The 20,739-nt window shown below is 44.9% G+C and carries 18 protein-coding genes; 9 read left to right on the forward strand and 9 right to left on the reverse strand.

Going from position 1 to position 20,739, the window contains the following annotated elements:
* Positions 1 to 528 precede the first annotated feature (528 nt).
* Positions 529 to 867 (reverse strand): DsrE family protein, encoded by a 339-nt coding sequence (locus AB3112_RS00975; RefSeq protein WP_084973047.1) that lies wholly within the window; start codon positions 865 to 867, stop codon positions 529 to 531.
* 2 nt (positions 868 to 869) lie between these two features.
* Positions 870 to 2,285, reverse strand: coding sequence for a DUF2252 domain-containing protein (locus AB3112_RS00980; RefSeq protein WP_084973046.1), 1,416 nt, complete (start codon positions 2,283 to 2,285; stop codon positions 870 to 872).
* Positions 2,286 to 2,430: 145 nt separating this feature from the next.
* Here AB3112_RS00980 and AB3112_RS00985 point away from each other — a divergent pair, with 145 nt between their 5' ends.
* Positions 2,431 to 3,009, forward strand: coding sequence for a methylated-DNA--[protein]-cysteine S-methyltransferase (locus tag AB3112_RS00985; protein ID WP_084973044.1), 579 nt, complete (start codon positions 2,431 to 2,433; stop codon positions 3,007 to 3,009).
* Here AB3112_RS00985 and AB3112_RS00990 read toward each other — a convergent pair.
* Together AB3112_RS00990 and AB3112_RS00995 are read right to left on the reverse strand one after the other, a co-directional pair.
* Entirely contained in the window at positions 2,981 to 3,832 is an 852-nt protein-coding gene (locus tag AB3112_RS00990) for an SAM-dependent methyltransferase (RefSeq protein WP_084973042.1), read from the reverse strand. The two genes, AB3112_RS00985 and AB3112_RS00990, sit on opposite strands and share 29 nt — an antisense overlap.
* 120 nt (positions 3,833 to 3,952) lie before the next feature.
* Positions 3,953 to 4,363 carry a helix-turn-helix domain-containing protein gene (locus tag AB3112_RS00995; protein WP_057910056.1) on the reverse strand — a complete coding sequence of 137 codons (411 nt, stop codon included), beginning with the start codon at positions 4,361 to 4,363 and terminating at the stop codon, positions 3,953 to 3,955.
* A gap of 122 nt (positions 4,364 to 4,485) precedes the next feature.
* Between AB3112_RS00995 and AB3112_RS01000 the strand changes: the two genes are divergently transcribed.
* Both AB3112_RS01000 and rny read left to right on the forward strand, forming a co-directional pair.
* A complete protein-coding gene (locus tag AB3112_RS01000) occupies positions 4,486 to 5,430 on the forward strand; it encodes an alpha/beta hydrolase (protein ID WP_057909992.1) in 945 nt (314 codons plus the stop codon).
* An 85-nt stretch (positions 5,431 to 5,515) separates the two neighbouring features.
* Positions 5,516 to 7,114: a ribonuclease Y gene (rny, locus tag AB3112_RS01005; RefSeq protein ID WP_084973039.1), complete on the forward strand. Its 1,599-nt coding sequence runs from the start codon at positions 5,516 to 5,518 to the stop codon at positions 7,112 to 7,114.
* Positions 7,115 to 7,556: 442 nt separating this feature from the next.
* On the opposite strand, the gene AB3112_RS01010 is transcribed toward rny, so the two are convergent.
* Positions 7,557 to 9,125 carry a bifunctional UDP-sugar hydrolase/5'-nucleotidase gene (locus AB3112_RS01010; RefSeq protein WP_367333832.1) on the reverse strand — a complete coding sequence of 523 codons (1,569 nt, stop codon included), beginning with the start codon at positions 9,123 to 9,125 and terminating at the stop codon, positions 7,557 to 7,559.
* Between the two features lie 81 nt (positions 9,126 to 9,206).
* Positions 9,207 to 11,192: a sodium:proton antiporter gene (locus tag AB3112_RS01015; RefSeq protein ID WP_084973033.1), complete on the reverse strand. Its 1,986-nt coding sequence runs from the start codon at positions 11,190 to 11,192 to the stop codon at positions 9,207 to 9,209.
* A gap of 193 nt (positions 11,193 to 11,385) precedes the next feature.
* Between AB3112_RS01015 and spx the strand changes: the two genes are divergently transcribed.
* The 4 genes from spx (at position 11,386) to AB3112_RS01035 (ending at position 14,479) form a co-directional block, all read left to right on the forward strand.
* Complete coding sequence (gene spx / locus AB3112_RS01020) at positions 11,386 to 11,781, forward strand: transcriptional regulator Spx (RefSeq protein ID WP_367333833.1); 396 nt, start codon at positions 11,386 to 11,388, stop codon at positions 11,779 to 11,781.
* Positions 11,782 to 12,076: 295 nt separating this feature from the next.
* Positions 12,077 to 12,871: a Cof-type HAD-IIB family hydrolase gene (locus AB3112_RS01025; protein WP_084973390.1), complete on the forward strand. Its 795-nt coding sequence runs from the start codon at positions 12,077 to 12,079 to the stop codon at positions 12,869 to 12,871.
* 150 nt (positions 12,872 to 13,021) lie between these two features.
* On the forward strand, positions 13,022 to 14,278 hold the full coding sequence (locus AB3112_RS01030; RefSeq protein WP_084973030.1) for a M57 family metalloprotease: 1,257 nt from the start codon (positions 13,022 to 13,024) through the stop codon (positions 14,276 to 14,278).
* A gap of 9 nt (positions 14,279 to 14,287) precedes the next feature.
* Complete coding sequence (locus AB3112_RS01035; protein ID WP_143441789.1) at positions 14,288 to 14,479, forward strand: hypothetical protein; 192 nt, start codon at positions 14,288 to 14,290, stop codon at positions 14,477 to 14,479.
* A gap of 269 nt (positions 14,480 to 14,748) precedes the next feature.
* Here the strand turns inward: AB3112_RS01035 and AB3112_RS01040 are convergent, their stop codons facing one another.
* Positions 14,749 to 15,705, reverse strand: a complete 957-nt coding sequence (locus AB3112_RS01040) for a nucleoside hydrolase (RefSeq protein WP_057909985.1) — start codon at positions 15,703 to 15,705, stop codon at positions 14,749 to 14,751.
* A gap of 148 nt (positions 15,706 to 15,853) precedes the next feature.
* Here AB3112_RS01040 and AB3112_RS01045 point away from each other — a divergent pair, with 148 nt between their 5' ends.
* Entirely contained in the window at positions 15,854 to 16,948 is a 1,095-nt protein-coding gene (locus AB3112_RS01045) for a PrsW family intramembrane metalloprotease (protein ID WP_367333834.1), read from the forward strand.
* The gene (locus tag AB3112_RS01050; protein WP_084973025.1) at positions 16,945 to 17,937 is read left to right on the forward strand and encodes an NAD(P)/FAD-dependent oxidoreductase; all 993 of its coding nucleotides are present in this window, start codon (positions 16,945 to 16,947) and stop codon (positions 17,935 to 17,937) included. The genes AB3112_RS01045 and AB3112_RS01050 overlap by 4 nt, the downstream gene beginning before the upstream one ends.
* Before the next feature lie 126 nt (positions 17,938 to 18,063).
* Here the strand turns inward: AB3112_RS01050 and AB3112_RS01055 are convergent, their stop codons facing one another.
* Together AB3112_RS01055 and AB3112_RS01060 are read right to left on the reverse strand one after the other, a co-directional pair.
* The gene (locus tag AB3112_RS01055; RefSeq protein ID WP_084973023.1) at positions 18,064 to 20,322 is read right to left on the reverse strand and encodes an excinuclease ABC subunit UvrA; all 2,259 of its coding nucleotides are present in this window, start codon (positions 20,320 to 20,322) and stop codon (positions 18,064 to 18,066) included.
* 5 nt (positions 20,323 to 20,327) lie between these two features.
* The coding region (locus AB3112_RS01060) for an ion channel (protein ID WP_367333835.1) at positions 20,328 to 20,739 on the reverse strand (412 nt) is incomplete at its 5' end.

The following is a 20,739-nucleotide window of genomic DNA, read 5'->3' on the forward strand; positions in this document are numbered from 1 at the left end:
ATGTCAAGACTTTGGGGGTGACCTATGGTTTTGGCGATGTACCAGAGTTATTGGGTGCCCATGCGGACACGATTATCGAAAAACCCAGTGAGATTCAAACTGGCGTTGTGAAATTAATTGGATAATTTTTGATGGATTGAAAAGCGGGTCGGAATTTTTTCCGACCCGCTTTGTGTCTGTTTTTTTGATGGTTGTTTGGCTGATTAAATGTGTTTCGACGACCGTCAATAGAGGAATAGAAGGTGTCGCAGCTGACATCAGCATTTAAAGGGGGTGCTTTACTGTTACTTAGATAAAATGTGTTCCGACGGGCCTGACGCTAACTTCTAAGGCAGAAATAATTAAAATCCAAACCCAGGATTTCAATTACTTCCGCCTTAGAAACCGCGTCAACCAGCCCTCGTCACACTAAACGTGCTACGCAAACCAACTTTCTCCGCTTAGTCCAATTAGAGTCTCCGACGCAAGACCCGCGTCAAAGACTCTAATTAAACTAATGCTCAAAAGTAATCCGGTTTGCTCCGCACTCTACGCCTTTACATACGCAAATCCCTGCTCCTGCAGCGACACCAAGTCCGCCACTCCCGCCGAGACAATTTCCACATCTTCCGGCAACTGATTTTCCGTGATGCCGTGGGTATGCATCGAATTATTGCAGGCATGGAACCTCACACCTTCATCGCTGAATTGGGCGACCTTGCTTCTTAATTGTTGGTCAAGGTAGCCTTCGATCGCGTCGCCATTTACCAAAACAACAATGTGGTATTGTTCCTTATTTTCCTGCCCGTAGTCAATTAGATTGGTAATATTGCTCAACGTGTGGTCCCACTTATCCAGCTCATCGACATGAAAGACAACTTTATGCATTATTACGCCTTCTTTTCATCGGTATCTAACGACGTTAAAAATTCTTGATAATCGACGTGGACTTGTTTGGCATAGTCGTTTGCCCAGTTGATGAGTGCGTTGACAAATTTCTTCTTTTTGCCAACGTAGCCTTGAACAATCGCTGCCGTTGGACTTTGGGCATGGCCCCTTGCCAACAGGAGGGCACAGATTTTGGCATATGTCGTGAAATCTTCCTCGTCCAATTTATCCAGGTTAATCGATTCCTTCATATCCCAGAACTGGCGGACGTAGTAACTGCGACCACTGTCGGCATTGTGGTAAAAGCCAAGCAGCGGATCTGATGCCCGTTGCAAAATCTGCTGACAAGTGACGATTCGTTCGCCGTTGTCAGGTTGGCTTTGACTGAACGGGGTTGTCACGTCAAACCCACGGAACCGCCGCGTTTGCAAGGCTTCCTTAATCTGGAGAACCAGATGACTGCCATCAATTGCGGTTAGTAAAACCAGATAACATCTCGTCCCGAAGCTGCCAACACCGACGCTGTGGCGAACGATGTCACTAATGTGAAATTGGGAAAGAAGCACCGTCACATCCGGACTGACTGATTGCGTGTAGTTTTTCAGGTGGTCTTTAATTTCGTTAAATCGTTTATCACTCACGTGGACAGTTCTTGGCGCATTTTCCTTGAAGATCAAATGCCCGCGAGAATCCAGCGTCGTAAACTTTTTAACGACCTTATCCGAATTTCGCTGCTCAGCACTATCGCGAATTTTGCGCCAAACCTTTGGCAGCTTGTGGTTGGATTCTTCTGACTGCAAGAATGTTTCGACTTCGGTTGAGAAATAATAACGTTCCATCGCCGAGTGGGCCTCAAAACATTCACTGAGAATTTGTTGATAGGTTTCCAGGGTTCCCTGCATCACGGTATTGATTTGTTCCGGATCAAAGCCCAACTGTTCGCCTTGAAGAATAATGCTGACCAGCAGTCTGCGGATGTCCCAGTCCCATGAGCCGATGGTTGATTCGTCAAAATCATTGAGATCAAATAATAGTTTCCGTTCTGGGGAGGCGTAGAAGCCAAAGTTACCAAGGTGCGCATCTCCTGAAATCACCACCGGGATGTTGGTAGACGTTTGTTTAGATAAATCAAAGGCCATCAATTCATCCGTTCCGCGGAAAAACGCGAAGGCCGATGCGGCCAACCGCTTATGTCTCAGCGGCATGAGGTCGGCAATCATCTTTTGCTCAACGTGTCGAATCCCTTGAACCACGTTTCGCTTAACCGGTTTAAAGGTGCCGAGTTGTTCAAAGGGAACCTCATCGCGAATTTCTTTTCCACGGGCAATTAATTCGTGAACGGATTTGGAGATATTAATTTTACTGAGGTCATAGTGTAGTTTAGTGGGTGTGTTCGTTGTGTCGTGGCTGGTTGCCATAAGAGTCGATCCTTTCGTGTTAACAATTTATACCATCATTGTGGCGAAACAAGTCAGCCGAGTCAAGCGAGACCAACTCATATATGATTGTGATATGGTACAATTATCCCATTGGACAACTCGAATGTAATGGAGATTTAGGTTAATGAAAAAACTGTATTGGGAAAGCATGGAAGTGAATAATCAAAAATTTTTCTTCACAGTCACTGATAAGGGCTTGAACTTTGTTTCCAGCCCGGGAAAGTACCTGTCGGAAATCTTTGATTTTTACCCCGAGAACCGTTATGAATATCAATTTTTATACGATGAAACGGTCACCGGAGATTACTTGGATGAATTGACCGATTATTTTGATAAGAAGCGCAAAAAGTTTGAGCTGCCCCTTGACCTCGATGACTACGGAACGAAACTGCAACATGAGGTCTGGTCGGAGATTCAAAAAATTCCTTATGGCCAAACGATGACTTATAAACAACTGGCTGAAAACGTTGGCCGAAAAAGAGCAATCAGACCAGTTGCCCATGCGGTTGCCATTAACCCTGTGTTAATCGTGATTCCCTGCCACAGAGTTGTGCGTGCCAATGGCGACATCGGGGATTATCGTGGCGGTAAAGAAAGCAAAAAGGCGCTCCTCGAGTTTGAACAGAAGCCGGTTGAAAAGCAGTCACTGATTAAGAAACTGCCGTTACCCAAGCTTAGTCAACTAGGTAAACCTGATCTTTAATTAGGTCAAATGGCTGATGATGGTCGTTTAACTTCTGAGCAGCATCGGTTTTGATGAAGTGTGCCTGCTGCCAAAATTCTTTAGAATTGGTGGCACCATTTTTTTCGCCGATGACGATCAGTTCAAGATCATTGTCGGCTTTTCGAATCGCGTTCAAGACGGCAACGTCAATCGGGTCCTTATCGGGAGACCAGCTCATGATGACGTACTTGACTTGATCCTTGTATTTGTCAATGGCAGCCAGCGCGTCGAGCTTTTCAACTGGGATGAGCTGATGGTTGCCGGTTTGATTTTCGCTGACCCACGCCAAGTTGTCAGTCGGGAAAATGGTGACGCCTTGATCTTTGAGCCCCTTTGAAATGTAGCCATTTCCGGCCATAATTTCCAGTGCCGCATTATTTCCGATATACTCGGCCAGCCCCTTGACAAACGGTGCTGAAATATAGGCCCACATCCCGTATTCTTCTTCCAGGTAATCACGAAACGACCTCAATTGTTTATCCAACTTGGGAAGGGCTTCGGACAACTGGTTCCAAAGCTTATCACCTTGAGGATCGCCCGGTTTGAACTTTCGATTAATTTGTTTAAAAATCTGGTCTTGACTGTCGTCAGGCAAAATCAACTCTGGTAGGTCTTGGGGAAGCAAGCCTTGTTTAATCAGATGATCGCTTTCAATCACGTTATTGATGAGAAACTTGATTTGGGGGTAATCATCAAATAAGCTGCGGTAGGTCAGCATTTCAGAAATGTAGTTGGACGTTTTGGGTTGGTTTTGAGGATGCTTTTTCTTGAGCAGCTTCTTTTTTTGTTTATTCGTTAGCATGATGAGGCTCCTTTTAATTTTGATGAATCGTTCACTGAGATTGAAAAAAGATCAACGATAGATGATGCTAATCATTGACCTTTTGAATAAAATTCCAAACGTGTTTTGACGAACCTGTCACTACTTCAAGTCCAGCGACCCCTGTTCCAATCGTGGTCCGTCGTCTCTGTTGGTGTTGCCTCTTCCATGGACGTATCCCGAAATAAGTTGATAAATCTCGTAGCGGTCCTTGGAGCTTAAATTGACGCCGTTAAACTGTAAGGACTTATCTGAAATGAATAAGCGTGCCAGGTCATAAGTGCTGGTTTCCGTTAATCCCGTCAAATAATCCATGGTGACATCGAAAAATTTCGCCAGTCTTTGAATTTCGACATAACTTGGCGTTCTAATTCCTCGTTCCCAGTTTCCGATCTGGGAGCCAGTGTTTTCATGTTCTTTGTCAGTAGGAAGCTTCTTGTTCAGTGCATCTGCTAATTCAACCAAGGTCAATTGCTGGCCCTTTCTTAATGCTCGTAATCGTTCTGGAAACATTTGATCACCGTCCTGTTCATTACTTATATTATACTGCATTTTTTCTAATCACCAAATCTCGGTACGGAAATGATGAATGTGGTATATTTATGACGAGAAATTTGAATTGATGAGGTATAAAAATGAAACGAAAAACGAAGATTATCATTGGTTTGGCATCTGCCGCCATTATTGTTTGTGGCGGCTTGTTCGGTGCGGGGATGTATTTCTACAACGTTGCCGTGGTGCCGGCACCCAAATCATTTTTGAGTAAGTCGAAACCGATTAAAAAGGGTGACGCGCTTTACCCGGCTCACAAATGGTACCAAGAGGCTAACAAACAACGCTGGAACGAGATTTCCGCCACCCGTCATCTTAAATTAGACGCCAATTACATAGCAGCAGCTAAGCCCACCAATAAGACGGTGATTATTGCTCATGGATTCATGTCCAATAAAGATAATATGTTTGACTATGCCTATATGTTTCATAATCTGGGCTACAATGTCTTATTACCGGATGCCCGGGGGCACGGCGATAGCCAAGGCAATTATATTGGCTATGGTTGGCCGGACCGGCTGGACTACGTTAAATGGATTAAGAGAGTTATTCGCCATAATGGTGCCAACTCAGAAATTGCCGTGTTTGGGACCAGCATGGGCGGGGCGACAACGATGATGGTGAGTGGCGTGAAAGGACTGCCGCGTCAAGTCAAAGCGTTTGTGGAGGACTGCGGCTACACGGACGTTTATTCTGAAATTGCCTATCAGGCTAAAGAAATGTACCACCTGCCGACTTTCCCGTTAGTCGATATTGTCAGTGGGATTAATCATGTCAAGAATGGCTATTCGTTCAAAAAAGCCAGTGCGCTGGACCAAGTTCGCAAAAATACCCGGCCAATGCTGTTTATCCATGGCGCTCATGATCACTTTGTGCCGACTCGAATGGTTTATCCACTATATCGAGCCGACAAGGGACCAAAGCAGCTGTTAATCGTGCCTGGGCCGGGTCACTCACGATCATTTCATAATCGACCAACCCTATACCGCGATACGATCGAGAAATTCTTGAATCGTTACTTAAAGTAGCTGCCGTTCACGCAACTTTTACGCCGTGGCCAAAGGGTTTATGTTAAACTACTATTAGGACTGTTTTTAGAAAGGAGGTCCGCACTTGTTATATATTGTGATTTTAGGCGTCATTGCCGCCATTATCGGTGTTTCTTGCGGCGTACAGTTACAAAAACGTCATTTTCAACAAGAAATCGATGACGCAAAAGCGACTTCTGCTAAAATGATCGCGGAGGCGCAGGCCGATGCGAAAGAAAAATCAGCAAAAATTCTTGCGGATGGCAAACATCAAACACTTGATTATAAAGAATCAATCGAAGAAGAACTCGACGGCTATCAGACTGATAATGTCAGTCGTCAAAACCGAATCGAACAACGACAAACAGGCTTAAAACAAACTGAGGACCGATTGGATCAGCTTCACCAAAGATTGGCTTCAGAGACGCATCAAGTCAATGAGAAAAAAGATGCCATCAAAGCACTTCGGCAGACGGCGGATGATCTCTCCCGAAAACGGGTCGAAACCCTTCAGCAACGTGGTGACATGACCTTGGATCAGGCTAAACACGAGATCTTGGATCAGCTCAGAGTGGCCTTGGATCGTGAAAAAGATGTTGAACTTAAATATCAGGATGACGAAGCACAAGTGAATGCACCAAAATTAGCCAAGATGATGGCCGATGATGCGATTCAACGCGGACCAGTCGACATGCCACGTGAACATATTGAACATGCAGTCCAAATTAATGATGGCAATACCAAGCAAAAATTGATCGGCAAGGACGCCCAAAATATTCGCTACATTGAATCGTTGACTGGAACCGATTTGGTATTTGATCCCGAAGATGCACACTTGCTTCACGTGGTCACACAAGACCCATTGAGACGTGAGGTTGCCAAGAAAGTGATCACTAATTTGGTGGTTACCAAACAAATTAATCCAGAATCGATCGAGCGTCAGGTTGAGACCGCGCAAACGGATTTGATGAATGAGCTTCGGCGAACCGGTGAAAAGGTTGTCGGCTCACTGCACATTGGCTGGATGCATCCGGACTTGCTTAAAATTATTGGCCGTCTGAAGTATCGGACCAGCTATGGTCAAAACGTTTTGAATCACTCGGTTGAAGTTGCCGATATTGCAGGGATGCTGGCTTCAGAATTAGGCTTAAACGTTAAGATTGCCAAGCGGGCCGGACTTTTGCATGATATTGGAAAGGCCATTGATCGTGAAGTTGACGGAACCCACGTGGAGCTGGGCGTTAAGATTGCCGAAGCCTACAATGAGGATCCACAGGTGATTAATTCAATTGCTTCTCACCATGGCGACGTTGAAGTGACCACTCCGATCGCGCATTTGGTAGCCGCAGGGGACTCAATCTCTGGTGGCCGTCCAGGTGCCCGAAGCGAATCCGTTGAAGAATACGTCAACCGACTCAAGAGTCTGGAACGAATTGCCAGTTCCAAACCAGGGGTTAAAGAGAGCTATGCCATTCAAGCCGGACGAGAAATCAGAATTATGGTTGATCCTAAACGACTTGACGATGAGCAGAACCAGAAACTTGCCAATGAAGTTAAAGATGAAATTGAAAATGAATTGACTTACCCTGGAAAAATCAAGGTTACCTCAATTCGTGATTTTAAAGCCATTGCGTACGTTGGTGCTGAAAGAAAGAAGCTCCACCGACGATTAAAGAAAGCATAATAAAAAGTCAATCCAAACGGATTGACTTTTTATTATGCTTAGGTTTGTCTAAGAAACGCTATTTGCTAATTATTGAGACCAACGAATACGCAAACAAGATGAGCAGGCAGATGACACAAACGTTGCGAATGAGTAGGGGCCACTTGTAGGCCGGAACGGGGTCGCTCAGTTTCAGAATTTCGCTGGACCAAAAATATAATGCAATGATTGCTAATAAACTATACTGAATTTGATCCGGCGTGTTCATCCCCCAAACGGCCACTGGGAGTCCCACTAATACCAGGCAGCAAAAGACGGTAAATAAGGTGAGTTGGGTTTTAAATTGATAACTGGTTTTCAAAAACATCATAACCTTTCTATGTGAGAGAGGTGGGGAAATGGTTTAACTTGGATGGTTCCCCCCAAAAAATAGCAAGACCACAATCAGCCTTGCCAAAATAATTTAATTGCTTTGATCCGAATCAGAAATAATTTCAAAATTATGGTTTACTGTTGCTTCAACCACGGGATGCTTTTGAAGGTATTCCATAATCACGTGGCTGATGGTCATATCACTTGATTTGATAATCTTATCGCTGGTATACATGGGATAGTGACCGCCACCACTTGCCCGGTAACGGTTTAAAGCGATGGTTAAGACCTGGTCATCTTGGACGTCCCTGCCGTGATACTTCAGGCGGGTTACTCGATGACCAGCTGGCTTGGAAATGTTGAGCGTGTAGTCGATGCCCTCGTACATATCGTAGTTATAAAAGCGTTCCTTTGGAAAGACAAATTTCTCATTGATCACAACATCGCCGTGACGCACGGTAAAGTACTGAGCACTCACCTCAAGCGCTGCCCGCAAATCCGCCCCGGTGATTCTTGAAGCAACCAGGGTGTTGGGGTACACATAATTGGTGATAATGTTGCGCATCGTGATTGGATCTTCAAACCCGTGCGCTTCGTTATTGTACAAAGCAGTTGCCGATAAATCAGTCCCCATTTTATCCATTTGAATTTTTTGAATCAATTCAATAAATGTCGATTCATGAATTCGGGCTTGGAACGGATCTTTGAAGGTTAAGTCACCCTTGATTCGGGAAAGGGGTTTGTCCAGCCAATGCTCCAAATGCAAAGATAAGTCTGTAACGGTTGCCCTGATAGCTGGATCCGGCTCGCTATCTTTGACGTTTAACAGCTCAGAATCAGTCCTGGTAATCGATTTGTCCTTATTGGATGTTTCAATCGAAATCTTGGCCACATATTGGCCGCGGGACCCCGGCTGAACAATTGGGACGTTAAACAAGCGGCTCGCGATTTTTCGGTGTTGATGCCCAGAAATAAAGGCGTCGATACCTGGAATGTTTTTCAAAATTTCATAGCCACGGTTTTCGCCGGGGTTGATATCATTCCAGTTGCCGGTATGGTCGCGTTCAAAGCCGCCATGGTAGACGACGACAACAACGTCAGCCTTCTCACGAATTTCGGGTATATAGCGTTTGCACGCGTCGATTTCTGAAATTAGGTTGAAGTCATTTAAGTCATTGATGTTTTTCCATTTCTTAGTGGTGGTGGTTGTTAGCCCCAAAAAGCCAATTTTAACACCCGCCACATCTAAAATGGTGTAAGGGTCGGCCAATAACGGTTCGTTGTTGTTGTCGACAATATTCGCGCATATAAAATGACGGTCTGAATGTTTCAGCATAAAGTTGAGATAATCCAAACCATAGTCAAATTCGTGATTCCCGATGGTGCCTAACTGATAGCCCACCTGATTGTAAGCTTTGATGAAGCTTTCTTTGTCCTGCTCATCAGCACGTTTGGCAACGTAATAGGCCATCGGAGATCCTTCGAGAAAATCCCCATTATCCAACAGGATCACTTTCTCGTCGGGATGCGCTTGTTTATATTTTTTGATCGTCGTACAGGCCTTTTCAATGCCAAAGGGCTTTTCAATGCCTGAATCAACGTAGTTCGTGGGTTCGATAAACCCATGCGTATCACTGGTCGCTAATAGCGTAATTTTCATATTTTCACCCGCACAAAATCATGTATATCGTCAAGTATAGTCAATTATTCCACGATTGTAAATTAACTTTAGACAAACCGGTTAAGCAAGCAGTAAGGCACTGTTGGTTCCCTGTTCCATATACGCCATTTGGTCGGTTGAAATGCTTTCGCTCAGTCGATCTGAAAGGTTCCGAGAAATTTCGCCGGCTTTGAAGGCTTCGGCCACGTAGGTATATTCAAATTGAAATGACTGAATTAACAAGCTGTTGCGCAGGTCGTCAGAGTCAGTGTTGTCTGTGGTTCGCGCCTGACGGTAATTGTATGAGCTTCGGATGTAGTTGATTGAGGCGCTGTTTTCGGCAGTTTCAATACTGTCGAGGTAAGCGTTGACACTGTCAAACATGGTTTGTCGAATGAGACGATCCACCTGTCGTCGGCCGTTGATTTTGCTTTGGACTTTCTTTGGAACGGATCCTTTTTCTTGCCGGAATCGTTGCGCACGTTGGCGACTCTTGAAGCGACGCAGCTGGTACTTGGCAATATATTTGAACCTCACGAAAAAGCCAACGTGATTGTTGGGGGTTGTCGCCAAGCGTCTGGAAAAACGGCTGGCAATCTTTTTATCAATTTTGCCTTGGCTTGCCAGATCGTTAACTGCCTGCACGGTGACCTGTTGGGTTTGCGCCAAAATTTTCTGAATTTGTTTGCGATCGACACCCGTGTGGTTCTTTTGGCTATTTAACATATCCAAGACGTAGTTGCGGTCAATCATCGTCACGGTTGGATCTTGTTTGACTTGTGCAATCGCATAGTCGACCATTTTGGTTCGGTATTTTTGAAACTCACCTTGGTCTTCAGGCATTTTCTTTGGTAATAGCATTGGTAACACAATGGTTGGAATAATTAAGCTCAGTAAAATCACGATGGTTGCGATATAGATGAGTTGGTCACGAAATGGAAATGCTTGGCCGAAGGATGTCAACGGAATCGATAGCGCCATGGCCAACGTAATCGTTCCGTGAACGCCGCCAATGGCACTTAAAAAAGCATCCTTGGTCGATATGTCGTGATCGCTGACATGAAAAATGTTCAGTTTAACCCAGCCAAAGCGAATGATCAACATGACCAAATAAATGACGACTGCATCGCCTACAAGATGAAAAATGAGGGCGTTGGGGTACGGGAGTATCTGTTTGATCACTTTAGGCAGGGTGACGCCCAGGAGGACAAAGACGACGCCGTTTAGCAGGCTTGAAATGATGCCCCAAGTGGCACTGGTCACCAGCTGGACATTAGTTGAGGTGAGCTTTAAGCGACTTTGGTTCGTGCCGTAAACGATTCCGGCAGCGACCACTGCCAAGATACCGGAACACCCGAATGCCTCTGAGATTAAGTAAATTGCAATTGGCGTCATGATACTAAAGGGAACAATGACACTTGAGGTATCCATGGATTTATTCACCAGGGCAGACTGGAGCTTAACAAACAATGAGCCGACAATGCCCCCAATTAATAGCCCGCCAAAAAAGCTGATTAAAAAACGGTCTAATCCGTTCACGAAGGAAAAATTTCCACTGACAAATGACGCCAGTGCCAAGTTAAACATCACGATACCGGATGCATCATTGAACAGCGATTCATTTTCCAATGCATCTGAAATCTTTTCGGGCAGCAAAACATCCTTAGTCAATGATTTAAAGGCAACAGAATCGGTTGGTGTGACAATTGCCGCAACCGCAAAGCACAGGGCCAAAGGAACCATTGGCAACAGAAGGTGAGCCATAAAGCCGACGATCACAGCAGTGGCAACTGCCAGAAAAATTGCCAGTGAGGAAATTTGGCGAATTGATTGGCGGAAATGATCGCCGCTGGTACCCTGACCATCTTTAAACATTAATGGGGCAATGACCATTAACATAAAGATTTCAGGTTCCAGCGAATAGTTTTGAAACACCGGTAGAAGCGACAATAAAAGGCCACAGCCAATTTGATAAAACGTCAGTGGGATCGACGGGAAATTGGTGTAAAAAATATTGGCGATGATTGTCGCCACAATTAATAAAATAAGTGAATAAAAGATTAGCAAAATATTTCTCCTTTAAACGGTTTTAATACCCATATTATAGTTGATTCGTGGGATAAACGGTGTATAATTATTTTCACAAGCAGGTTACTATAAGTAAGTAACCGTGTTGACAAAAGTTGCTAACATGATAATATAGTAATTGAAGGATGTTGTTTCTCGTTTGTACTTTTGTTACTAGCAGGGGGGAATTGTAATGCTGAATTTATATGTCGCACAAAGCAGCGCTTCAAGTCGGAAGGCTCGTGCATGGTTGAAGAGCCATCACATTGATTTTAAGGAACGAAATATCAATTCCAACCCTCTAAACGCTGATGAGGTAAAACAAATATTACGTTTAACCGAAAATGGTAGTGAAGACATTATTTCGACAAGGTCTAACATTTACAAGAAGTTGAACTTAGACCTCGATAATTTAACGGTTTCACAGTTAGTTGATCTTGTCGTCAAGTATCCTGATTTGATTAAACGTCCAATTATATTTGACGATCATCGTCTTGCGGTTGGATTTAACGAAGAAGAGATCAGAAGATTTCTTCCACGAAGTGTTCGTGAAGCAGAACTTCGTGAACTAGAATCACAAATTAGTTAAGTTATAAAAATAACAAAACAGTTATACGGATCAATTAAGAAGTTTGGGTGGATAGTCGCTCAAACTTCTTTTTTAGTTTGTGAAATCAGCTGAGATCCATACTCTCGCAAGGAAAGGAAATTATCGATAACTTTGGACCATTCCAAATTTATCCGTAACAACATTAAATTCCACTAAGAACTGCTTATGATTTTCCCATGATGTAACCGCCGGCGGCTAATCCAAGTGTTGTGTTTCACGAGAGTCCCGCTTAAAATTAAGGAGATAAACAAAGGAGACGGACAAATTGATTAAAATGGTGGCACTTGATTTAGACGGAACTTTATTGACGAGCGACAAAACAATTTCAAAAGGCAATGAGCAAGCGCTGAAAGCCATTCATGACGATGGTGTAAAGGTTGTGCTTTGTACCGGCCGGCCAATCAACGCAATCTGGCGGTTTATTGAGCAGCTCGGTTTAACTGAAGAAGCAGATTATACAATAACTTTTAATGGTGCGCTAGTCGTGCATAACAACGATAAGGCAGAACTTGCCAAGAGTGGCATTCAAAAGGCTGATTTAGTCCCACTCCACGACTTTGTAAAAAATCAGGGCGCACCACTGGATATTTTGGATTTTGAGCAGGTATATCCAATGACTGATCTCAAGCCTTCAATGTACAAGCAACAATTTAAAGGCAACATTGACTTTGTGCCGCGATCATTTGACGATTTAAGCACTGATGACGAATACTCCAAAGCGATTGTGAGTGATCAACCCGAGTTGTTGGACAAATATCAAAGTAATATTGACGATGATTTACGGGCAAAGTACCACATTGTGCGTTCACAACCTCAAATCATGGAATTTCTGGCAGCCGGGATGGATAAAGTCGTCGGCTTGGAGGCGCTTTTGAAGTACTTTGGCATGGACTTTAGTAATTTGATGGCTTTTGGTGATGCTGAAAATGATTTGGGCATGATTAAAAATGCTGAAATTGGCGTCGTGATGGAAAACGGCCAGCAGCCAGTCAAAGAAGCGGGTGACGTGATTACCGGCAACAATGATGAGGACGGTGTCGCCCAATTCGTCAACAAGTACTTTGGCTGAGACATTGGCGTTCGGGCTCAATTGAAAATCTGAAGTGTATAAATATGGCGCTCATCGCAAGGAAAATGTTTAAGTTTCCTTCGATGGGCTTTTTTATAATACGTGTGTGTACTAATATAGGTGTATAAATCATGGATTGGGGGAAACAGTATGAAACAAAGACGAAATATCATCACGATGATTGTAGCGGCAGTTTTCTCGTTCGGGCTCATGTCGGGTTTGAGTCCGGTACAAAACGCTGACGCCAAACAGTCAGTCAAAGTTGTCCGAGTTAAGAAAGTTGCGTCAAAGCCGTATCGGGCAACTAAAGGTTACATGTATAATTCACCAAAATTAACCAAGAAGATCCACAACTTAAAGAATTACAAGCACACAACGTTTTATTCCAAGAAGCGGGTGACAATTAAAACCGCAAAGAATAAAATAGCTTATTATACTTATGTGACAACCAAAAATGGCAAGATTAAGGGTTACGTTTATTCAAAATACTTAAAGCTGTATCAACCAACCAAAATCACAATTACGGGGATGCCAAGCACCCCATCTGACAGCACCACTCCGGTTAAGACAACCCCGAGTGTGATTTCCAAGAGTAGTTTGGAATCGATGATTGCGGCGGCACCTGATTTGGATCCGGCGGGGTCACTGCTGAATCTGACGTCGGCCGACTATTCAACTTATCGTTCCATATTTGATCATAATTTTAACGTAGGCGACTACGCTGATGACGGTGTCTTTAACAACGACCAAGCATCGATTTACGTTGCCTCTTCAGAGTTGGTTCCGTATGTCCAAAAGGCAATCGATAAATGGAATGCCGCCCTTGGGACAACCGTGTTCACACTTGGTACCAGAGAAAACCACAGTTTGTTACTGAAGTTTGGTAATGGCCAGTCAGAGGGCTGGGACGGGGTCTTTGATGGCGATAGCGTTCAAGTTGACTATCTGGATTTCCATGATTCGACCTACCCATATGGGTCGATGCCATTGTCATCGTCACAAACAGTTTCAATTAAACTTTCCACTGATGACAGCAGCGCCGATGATTCAGCAACCGGGATGGCTTCAAGTCGGGCTCAAACCAAGTCCGGCAGCCATCGTGACGCAAGTGCTCATTATCTGACAACCACTGTCACGGGAACACCGAGTCAATTGCTTGAAAATTATTGGGTCGGCGTGATTACCCATGAACTCGGTCACGCACTGGGCTTGGATCACACACCTTATTTCCAAGACATTATGGCAGCGCCTGCAAGTACTGAGGACGGGTCAAGCCAAGAGAATGCCAAATATAACTGGACCGACTACAAAGACAGCGATGGTGTTCAGGGAGGCGCGTTGACGGCAACCTTGAGTCAGCGAGACATTGATCGGGCCAAATTGACGAAATTATTGGGTTACTGGTAAAAATTCTTAATGTTTAGGATTTGGCTGGGTTGGCACCGCCTGCCACTCGAACCGGATACTGCGTGGTCTGGGATGGTCATCGGCTCCGCCTACCGCAGTGACCTTGATTTCGAGCCTGTAGTCTCGAAATACAAGGATGTTGGCAAGCCAACATTTCCACTGCGGTTGGCAATGCCAATGACCATCCCAGAATGCAGCTAAACAGTCAAGCGGCCATGAATGATACTTTCAATGTAGTCTGATTTGGCTGGGTTGGCATTGCCAGCCATAGTGTTAGTGTTGTTTCACCGCAAGAAGCGGTGATTACAACACCTTCGGATTTCAAGACTACAGGCTTGAAATCGAAGCCACTATGGCAGGCGGAGCCAACCCAGCCAAATCCACACGACCTATAAATTTAGCGTAAAACGAAAAAACTTCCAAACCAGTTCAATCCGGTTTGGAAGTTTTTGTGTGGTGGAAATTCAAGTTTAGTGTTTGCTGAACAAGCCCGTAAGGTGTTCCATGAATGCTTTCAAGTAGGCGTCAACATCCGCATTAACGGCAACTTTGACGTTTGTATTTGGATCATCCAGGCGAGCTGGATCACCAGTTGTTCGGCCGTAGTATTTTTCGTCGGTAGTGACGTACATGTTCAAGCCGATTGTTTGAACAAAATCAGGATTAATCGCTACGCCAACCGCAAATGGATCGTGAAGTGCGCAACCGTGGAGATCCGGGCTGGTGACTTCATAGGCCTTGATGTAGTAATCAACGATGTCGGCGAACGCCTCACCTGATTTGGTGTGCAGGTCACGCCACTGTTGGGTTTCTTTGTAAGTTAAGAGGGTTCTCAAAGTAACGTCCAGGCCAACTTGTGTCAGTGGGGCTTTTCTAAAGACGTGGTCAGCGGCCGTGGCATCCTGTTGAATGTTGGCTTCTGCAACGTTGGTGACGTTACCGGGAACGGTGACGGCACCACCCATGATGGTAATGTTGCCGATTTCTTTGGTAATTTCAGGGGCTTTTTGAATTGCAGCGTCCAAATTGGTCAGTGGACCAGTTGGAACCAAAATTAAGTCCTTACCATATTTCTTAACCGCATCAATGAAGAAGTCGATTGCATCGCCTGTTTCCGGTTGTCGTTTTGGATCGGGAAGTTGAACATCACCGATGCCGTTTTCGCCGTGAATTTGGGCACTAACCGGCATCCGGTCGAAGTGATCGGATTCGGATGAGTGAGACAATCCTTGATAAACAGGGACGTCTGTTGCTCCCAGAAGTTCCAGAATCTTCAGTGAGTTTTGAACACCATCTTCAACGTAAACATTACCGTAGGAACCGATAATGCCAATTAAGTCAACATCGGGATCGGCGACCGCGTAAGCAATTGCCATTGCGTCATCAATACCGGTATCAAGGTCAAGAATCATTTTTTTCTGAGCCATTAAGAACTACCTCCGTTTGTGTATTATCAAGGATGAAAACCCTTTACCTAATCATAACCGAATTTGATTTGAAACTCAATTCGCCATCTAACTTGAAACCATTTAATTTGTAAGTTACGCTTATTGGTATCAACCATAGGAGTGAATGATGAAAAGTAGTTTGAAAAATTTACATCGAAATATTTTCTCACTGGTGTGGACCGGTGTTCGTCGAAATTACGATAATTTGGACGATAACATTGCCAAACACTTGGGAGAAACAGACGCCGATCATCCGGTTGAAATTCATTTATCGCGGATGTTTTCCGAGGTGTTTAAACGCCACAGTAGAGACGAAGCTGATCGGTTGTTCATCGTCGGGACCAAGAGCACGACGCCCAGCCTGCAAAAGGTGTCCAGTCGACCCGTGACACCGTGGTTTTTTAGTCGGGTATTTCTCGTGTTGGCGGTGAGCTTTGTGATGCTGATGGCGTTGTTGTTCGTCTTCAAAAGCAACAAGGTCATTCCAGGACTCATTTTTATCGGCTCACTGACGGTGCCACTGTCTCTTTTGATGATGTTTTTTGAGATTAACGTCTATCAAAATATTTCGATTCGGCAAACAATGGTCATCTTTTTAGTGGGGGGTATATTGTCGCTGATTGTGACGATGACGTTTTATATGATTCTGCCAATTCGGACCGAAATTAGTATTGAGTCGGCGTTAATTGTTGGAATTGTTGAAGAGCTGGCAAAATGTGTGGTGATTATTTTATTTATCAATTCCTATAAGGCCAATTATATTTTTAATGGTGTTTTGATTGGCGCATGCATTGGTGCCGGCTTCTCGGTTTTTGAAAGTTCCGGGTACGTTAGCGAGTATGGACTGGCGACGATTTTTACCCGTAGTTTTCAGGCCATCGGGACCCACACCATTTGGGCGGCAATTATTGGCGGGGCAGTGATTCTGGGCAAGGCCAGAAAGAAGCCGTTTACTGCCAAGGATTTCGTTACCAAGCCAAAGTTTTACGTGTTCTTATTAATCGCAATTTGCCTGCATACTTTTTGGGATTGGGATATTCCAGACACTGGAATCGGCGTTTCGCTATTCCAAGAATTCATTGACATTGTCATCGGCTGGTTCTTGATTTTTGTCATGATTGACGCCGGTCTGCGGGAAGTTAAGACACTTCAGGGACAACAAATTATCATTCATCGAAGTAAAAGAAAAAAGCTAATTAATAAACGTGAGGAGATATCATGACAGACAATTCATTTTACGACATCACAATTATTGGCGGCGGGCCAGCAGGAATGTTTGCCGGCTTTTACGCTGGTTTGCGAAATGCCAAGACTCAGCTGATTGAGAGCTTGGCTGAACTTGGTGGTCAGGTTACCGCATTATACCCTGAAAAGACCATATTAGACGTTGGAGGGTATCCCACGATCAAAGCCAGAACATTAGTCGATGAACTCGAAAAACAGCTTACAGGTGCTGATACGGCCGTTAAATTAAACCAGACGGTGATTGATGTCGAACAAATCGACGGCGGCTACCAGATCACAACTAATCAGGAAGTGACCAAAACCAAGGCGATTATCATTGCAACCGGCGTTGGTGCCTTTAATCCTCGGAAACTCGCGGTGGACAATAGTGACGATTTTGAAGGTAAAAGCCTGTTTTATAGCGTCAAGCACTTGGAGCAGTTCCGTGACCAAACGGTGTTGGTTGCAGGCGGCGGGGATTCGGCGATTGATGAGGCATTGCTTCTTCACGGCGTCGCAAAAAAGGTCTACTTATTGCATCGCCGTGACAAATTCCGCGCTTTGGAACACAACGTTGAACGCTTAATTCAATCGACTATTGAACCGGTTACGCCCTATCTTATCAAGGGGTTGACCCAGTTGGATAATGGGCAGGTCGAAGTTGAAGCCAAGAAAATGAAGACTGAAGATGTCAAAAAGCTGGTGGTTGATAAAATTGTCGTCAACTATGGATTCATTGCCCAAGACGATGCCCTAAACAAGTGGCAGGCTCATCCCGAAATTAATCGGGGGACAATTGAAGCGCAGCCGAGTGGACGGACAGATTTGGCCAATGTTTTTGCCATCGGCGACGTCTCAACATACGACGGCAAACAGCCATTAATTGCGACTGCCTTTGGGGAGGCCCCAATGGCGATTAACACGATTATGAAAAATTTATATCCAGATCGAAGAGGCCCAATTCACAGTACATCGATTAAACATTAATCAGAGTGTGGGACAAACAGCTGCCACTTTGCGTACAATTCAGCTGGGAGCATTCAGACTCAAAAAGCGGTCGAAGCAAAACGTTTAGTTTTGACTCGACCGCTTTTTTTGTCTGAAAATTCTGTATTACCGATCCAAATTATACTGTTTCAATGCGGCGCCAGTTCGAGACCGTGGTTCATTTTGCGAGGCTTTAGGTAATCCTGAATAGAGAATCTCACCGCCGTAAATACCAGCGTCCGGACCGACATCAATCAGCCAATCTGCTTGACTGATAACGGCCAAATTATGTTCGACGATGATCAGCGTGTTGCCGGCAGCGACTAATTCATCAAATAGCTTGATGAGCTTTGCAACGTCTTTCATGTGGAGGCCGGCAGTCGGTTCATCCAACAGGTAAATGGTTCCGGTTTGATTAAGCTGAACAGCCAATTTCAATCGCTGGCGTTCACCACCGGATAATGTTGTCAGCGGCTGACCAAGGGTAAGGTAATCCAAACCAACTTTTTGCATGTTGACGAGCTTGTCGTAGATTTTCGGTATGTCGGCAAAGAAGTCAATTGCCGATTCAATTGGCAAGTTGAGCACTTCACTGATGTTTTTTCCGTGATATAAATGGCTCAAGGCCTCGTCGTTGTAACGTTTACCGTCACACATTTCACATTTTTGAACCACCGGATCCATAAACGCCATGTTGGTAATCGTGACGCCCTTACCTTTACATCGTGGACAAGCACCCTTGCCGTTGTAACTAAATAGGCTGGTAGACGCACCGGATACCCGTGCAAAAATCTTTCTGATGTCATCCAAGATATCCAGGTAAGTGACTGGCGTTGAGCGAATATTGGTGCCAATTGCCCCCTGTGCAAGATCGATGTAAGGTTCGTGCAGCCTCGGGCGCAACGCATCGACCAATGAACTTTTACCAGACCCGGCAACCCCGGAAATGACCGTTTCGACGCCTAAGGGGATGTTGACGGTGACATCTTTTAAGTTATGGGTCGTGACATGGCCCAGTTGAATGGTTTGGTCAAATTTTCTTGGCGTGCGGTAGGTCAGGGGCCGCTTGAGATAACGGCCAGTCATCGTGTCCGAATTTAGCAATTGTTCATAGGTCCCGGTAAATGTGACTTGACCGCCGGCACGACCAGCCTGTGGCCCGATTTCAACAACGTAGTCGGCGATCGGGATTAACTCGGGATTGTGTTCGACGACCATGATGGTGTTGCCCTTATTTTTGAGGTTAATCAAAGCGTTTTTGATTAATTGAATGTCGTGGGGATGCAGGCCGACACTGGGTTCATCCAAAATGTAGACCATGTCCACCAAGGCACTGGTCAAAAATTTAGCAATCTTGATTCGCTGAGTTTCGCCACCGGAAAGCGTTTCGGTACTTCTGTCCAAGGTTAAATAACCCAATCCAATGTCGATTAAAGATTGAATCTTGGTCGCAACCTCCCGGATAACATCGGTCACCAACGGGACGTCGATTTCATGGAGAAATTTTAAGGCATGAACCAAGTCCATTGAAAGTAAATCGGCGATGTTTTTGCCGTTGATCTTACATCCCAAGACTTCTGGCCGCAAACGCGTTCCGTGACAGGCCGGGCAGGGTCTTCGGGTGACGATTTTGTCGATGGCTTCTTTATGGTGCTGGGCTTCGCGTTTACCGATAATGGAGCGGCGAATTCTTGGGATGACGCCTTCATATAAGGCGGTTCTCGGCCACTTTTCCGGCGCGTCCTTTAATTGATGCTGGGGCGCATAAAGCAGTGTCTGCATTTCTTCTTCGGTGTAATCTTTAAGCGGCTTGTCATTGTCAAATAAGCCGCTATAAGCATAACGGCGCCAACGCCATGTGTTGGGACCAAAACTGACAAAGGTAATCGCCCCTTCATTTAGCGACTTTTCGGGGTCGATCAACGCCTTTGCGTCAATATCATCAACGTAGCCGAGCCCTTGACACTTTTGACACATTCCTTGTGGCAGATTGAATGAAAAGGTATCGGAGTAGCCGACAAATGGGGTTCCTGCCCGCGAGAACAATAGTCGCAGTAGTGAATAAATGCCGGTATAAGTGGCAAGTGTCGACCTGGCATTTTTGCCGATCCGCTTTTGTTCAATCACAATTGCGACGGGCAGGTGGGCAATTTCTTTGACGTGGGGTTGGCCGTATTTTGGTAAATATTGCTGGGTAAAGCTGGGGAAGGTTTCGTTTAATTCCCGTCTGGATGCCGCAGCGATGGTATCAAAAACCAATGATGATTTCCCCGAACCGGAGAGTCCTGCAAACACCGTGATGGCGTATTTAGGAATCCTTAAATCAACGTGTTTTAAATTATTCTGGTAAGCGTCATGCACTTCGATGGCACCATGTTCAAACATATAAATTAATGACCTCCTGACTTTTTCTTATGGGAACGATTTGGGGCGGGCTTTTGCTGGCCCTGTTCTTTCTTAAGTTCTTTTTGCATCTGGTTGACCTGCCGTGAGAGGTGGTTAACCTGTTTGGTCAACTCTTTAAGCGCTTCGGTTTGATCCACGTGGGTGTCTTGTGATGTGAAGAAATCCGTAATTGTGGAAGTCAGTAAACCAATAAAACCGATTCCGCCGAGCATGAGGACGGCCGAAATAATTTTACCGCCATCCGTTTTCGGAGTGATGTCCCCGTACCCGACGGTGGTGGCGGTCGAAATTGCCCACCACAGCGAATTCTGCAGTGAATCGTGCTCGAACGAAGCAAAGATCAATGAACTAAAGATCAAAATGACCAAACTGATTGACAACAGGTAAATAAAACCA

It is taken from the genome of Lentilactobacillus sp. (assembly GCF_040773105.1).
Lineage (GTDB): Bacteria > Bacillota > Bacilli > Lactobacillales > Lactobacillaceae > Lentilactobacillus > Lentilactobacillus parabuchneri.

Bases quoted from the DNA above. Each gene is read 5' to 3' on its own strand.
- spx (WP_367333833.1), top strand. From the start codon at position 11,386: ATGCTGAATTTATATGTCGCACAAAGCAGCGCTTCAAGTCGGAAGGCT.
- AB3112_RS01035 (WP_143441789.1), top strand. From the start codon at position 14,288: ATGTTTAGGATTTGGCTGGGTTGGCACCGCCTGCCACTCGAACCGGAT.
- AB3112_RS01045 (WP_367333834.1), top strand. From the start codon at position 15,854: ATGAAAAGTAGTTTGAAAAATTTACATCGAAATATTTTCTCACTGGTG.
- AB3112_RS00980 (WP_084973046.1), bottom strand. From the start codon at position 2,285: ATGGCAACCAGCCACGACACAACGAACACACCCACTAAACTACACTAT.
- AB3112_RS01010 (WP_367333832.1), bottom strand. From the start codon at position 9,125: ATGAAAATTACGCTATTAGCGACCAGTGATACGCATGGGTTTATCGAA.
- AB3112_RS01025 (WP_084973390.1), top strand. From the start codon at position 12,077: ATGGTGGCACTTGATTTAGACGGAACTTTATTGACGAGCGACAAAACA.
- AB3112_RS01000 (WP_057909992.1), top strand. From the start codon at position 4,486: ATGAAACGAAAAACGAAGATTATCATTGGTTTGGCATCTGCCGCCATT.
- AB3112_RS00985 (WP_084973044.1), top strand. From the start codon at position 2,431: ATGAAAAAACTGTATTGGGAAAGCATGGAAGTGAATAATCAAAAATTT.
- AB3112_RS00990 (WP_084973042.1), bottom strand. From the start codon at position 3,832: ATGCTAACGAATAAACAAAAAAAGAAGCTGCTCAAGAAAAAGCATCCT.
- AB3112_RS00995 (WP_057910056.1), bottom strand. From the start codon at position 4,363: ATGTTTCCAGAACGATTACGAGCATTAAGAAAGGGCCAGCAATTGACC.
- AB3112_RS01040 (WP_057909985.1), bottom strand. From the start codon at position 15,705: ATGGCTCAGAAAAAAATGATTCTTGACCTTGATACCGGTATTGATGAC.
- AB3112_RS01050 (WP_084973025.1), top strand. From the start codon at position 16,945: ATGACAGACAATTCATTTTACGACATCACAATTATTGGCGGCGGGCCA.
- AB3112_RS01030 (WP_084973030.1), top strand. From the start codon at position 13,022: ATGAAACAAAGACGAAATATCATCACGATGATTGTAGCGGCAGTTTTC.
- AB3112_RS01055 (WP_084973023.1), bottom strand. From the start codon at position 20,322: ATGTTTGAACATGGTGCCATCGAAGTGCATGACGCTTACCAGAATAAT.
- AB3112_RS00975 (WP_084973047.1), bottom strand. From the start codon at position 867: ATGCATAAAGTTGTCTTTCATGTCGATGAGCTGGATAAGTGGGACCAC.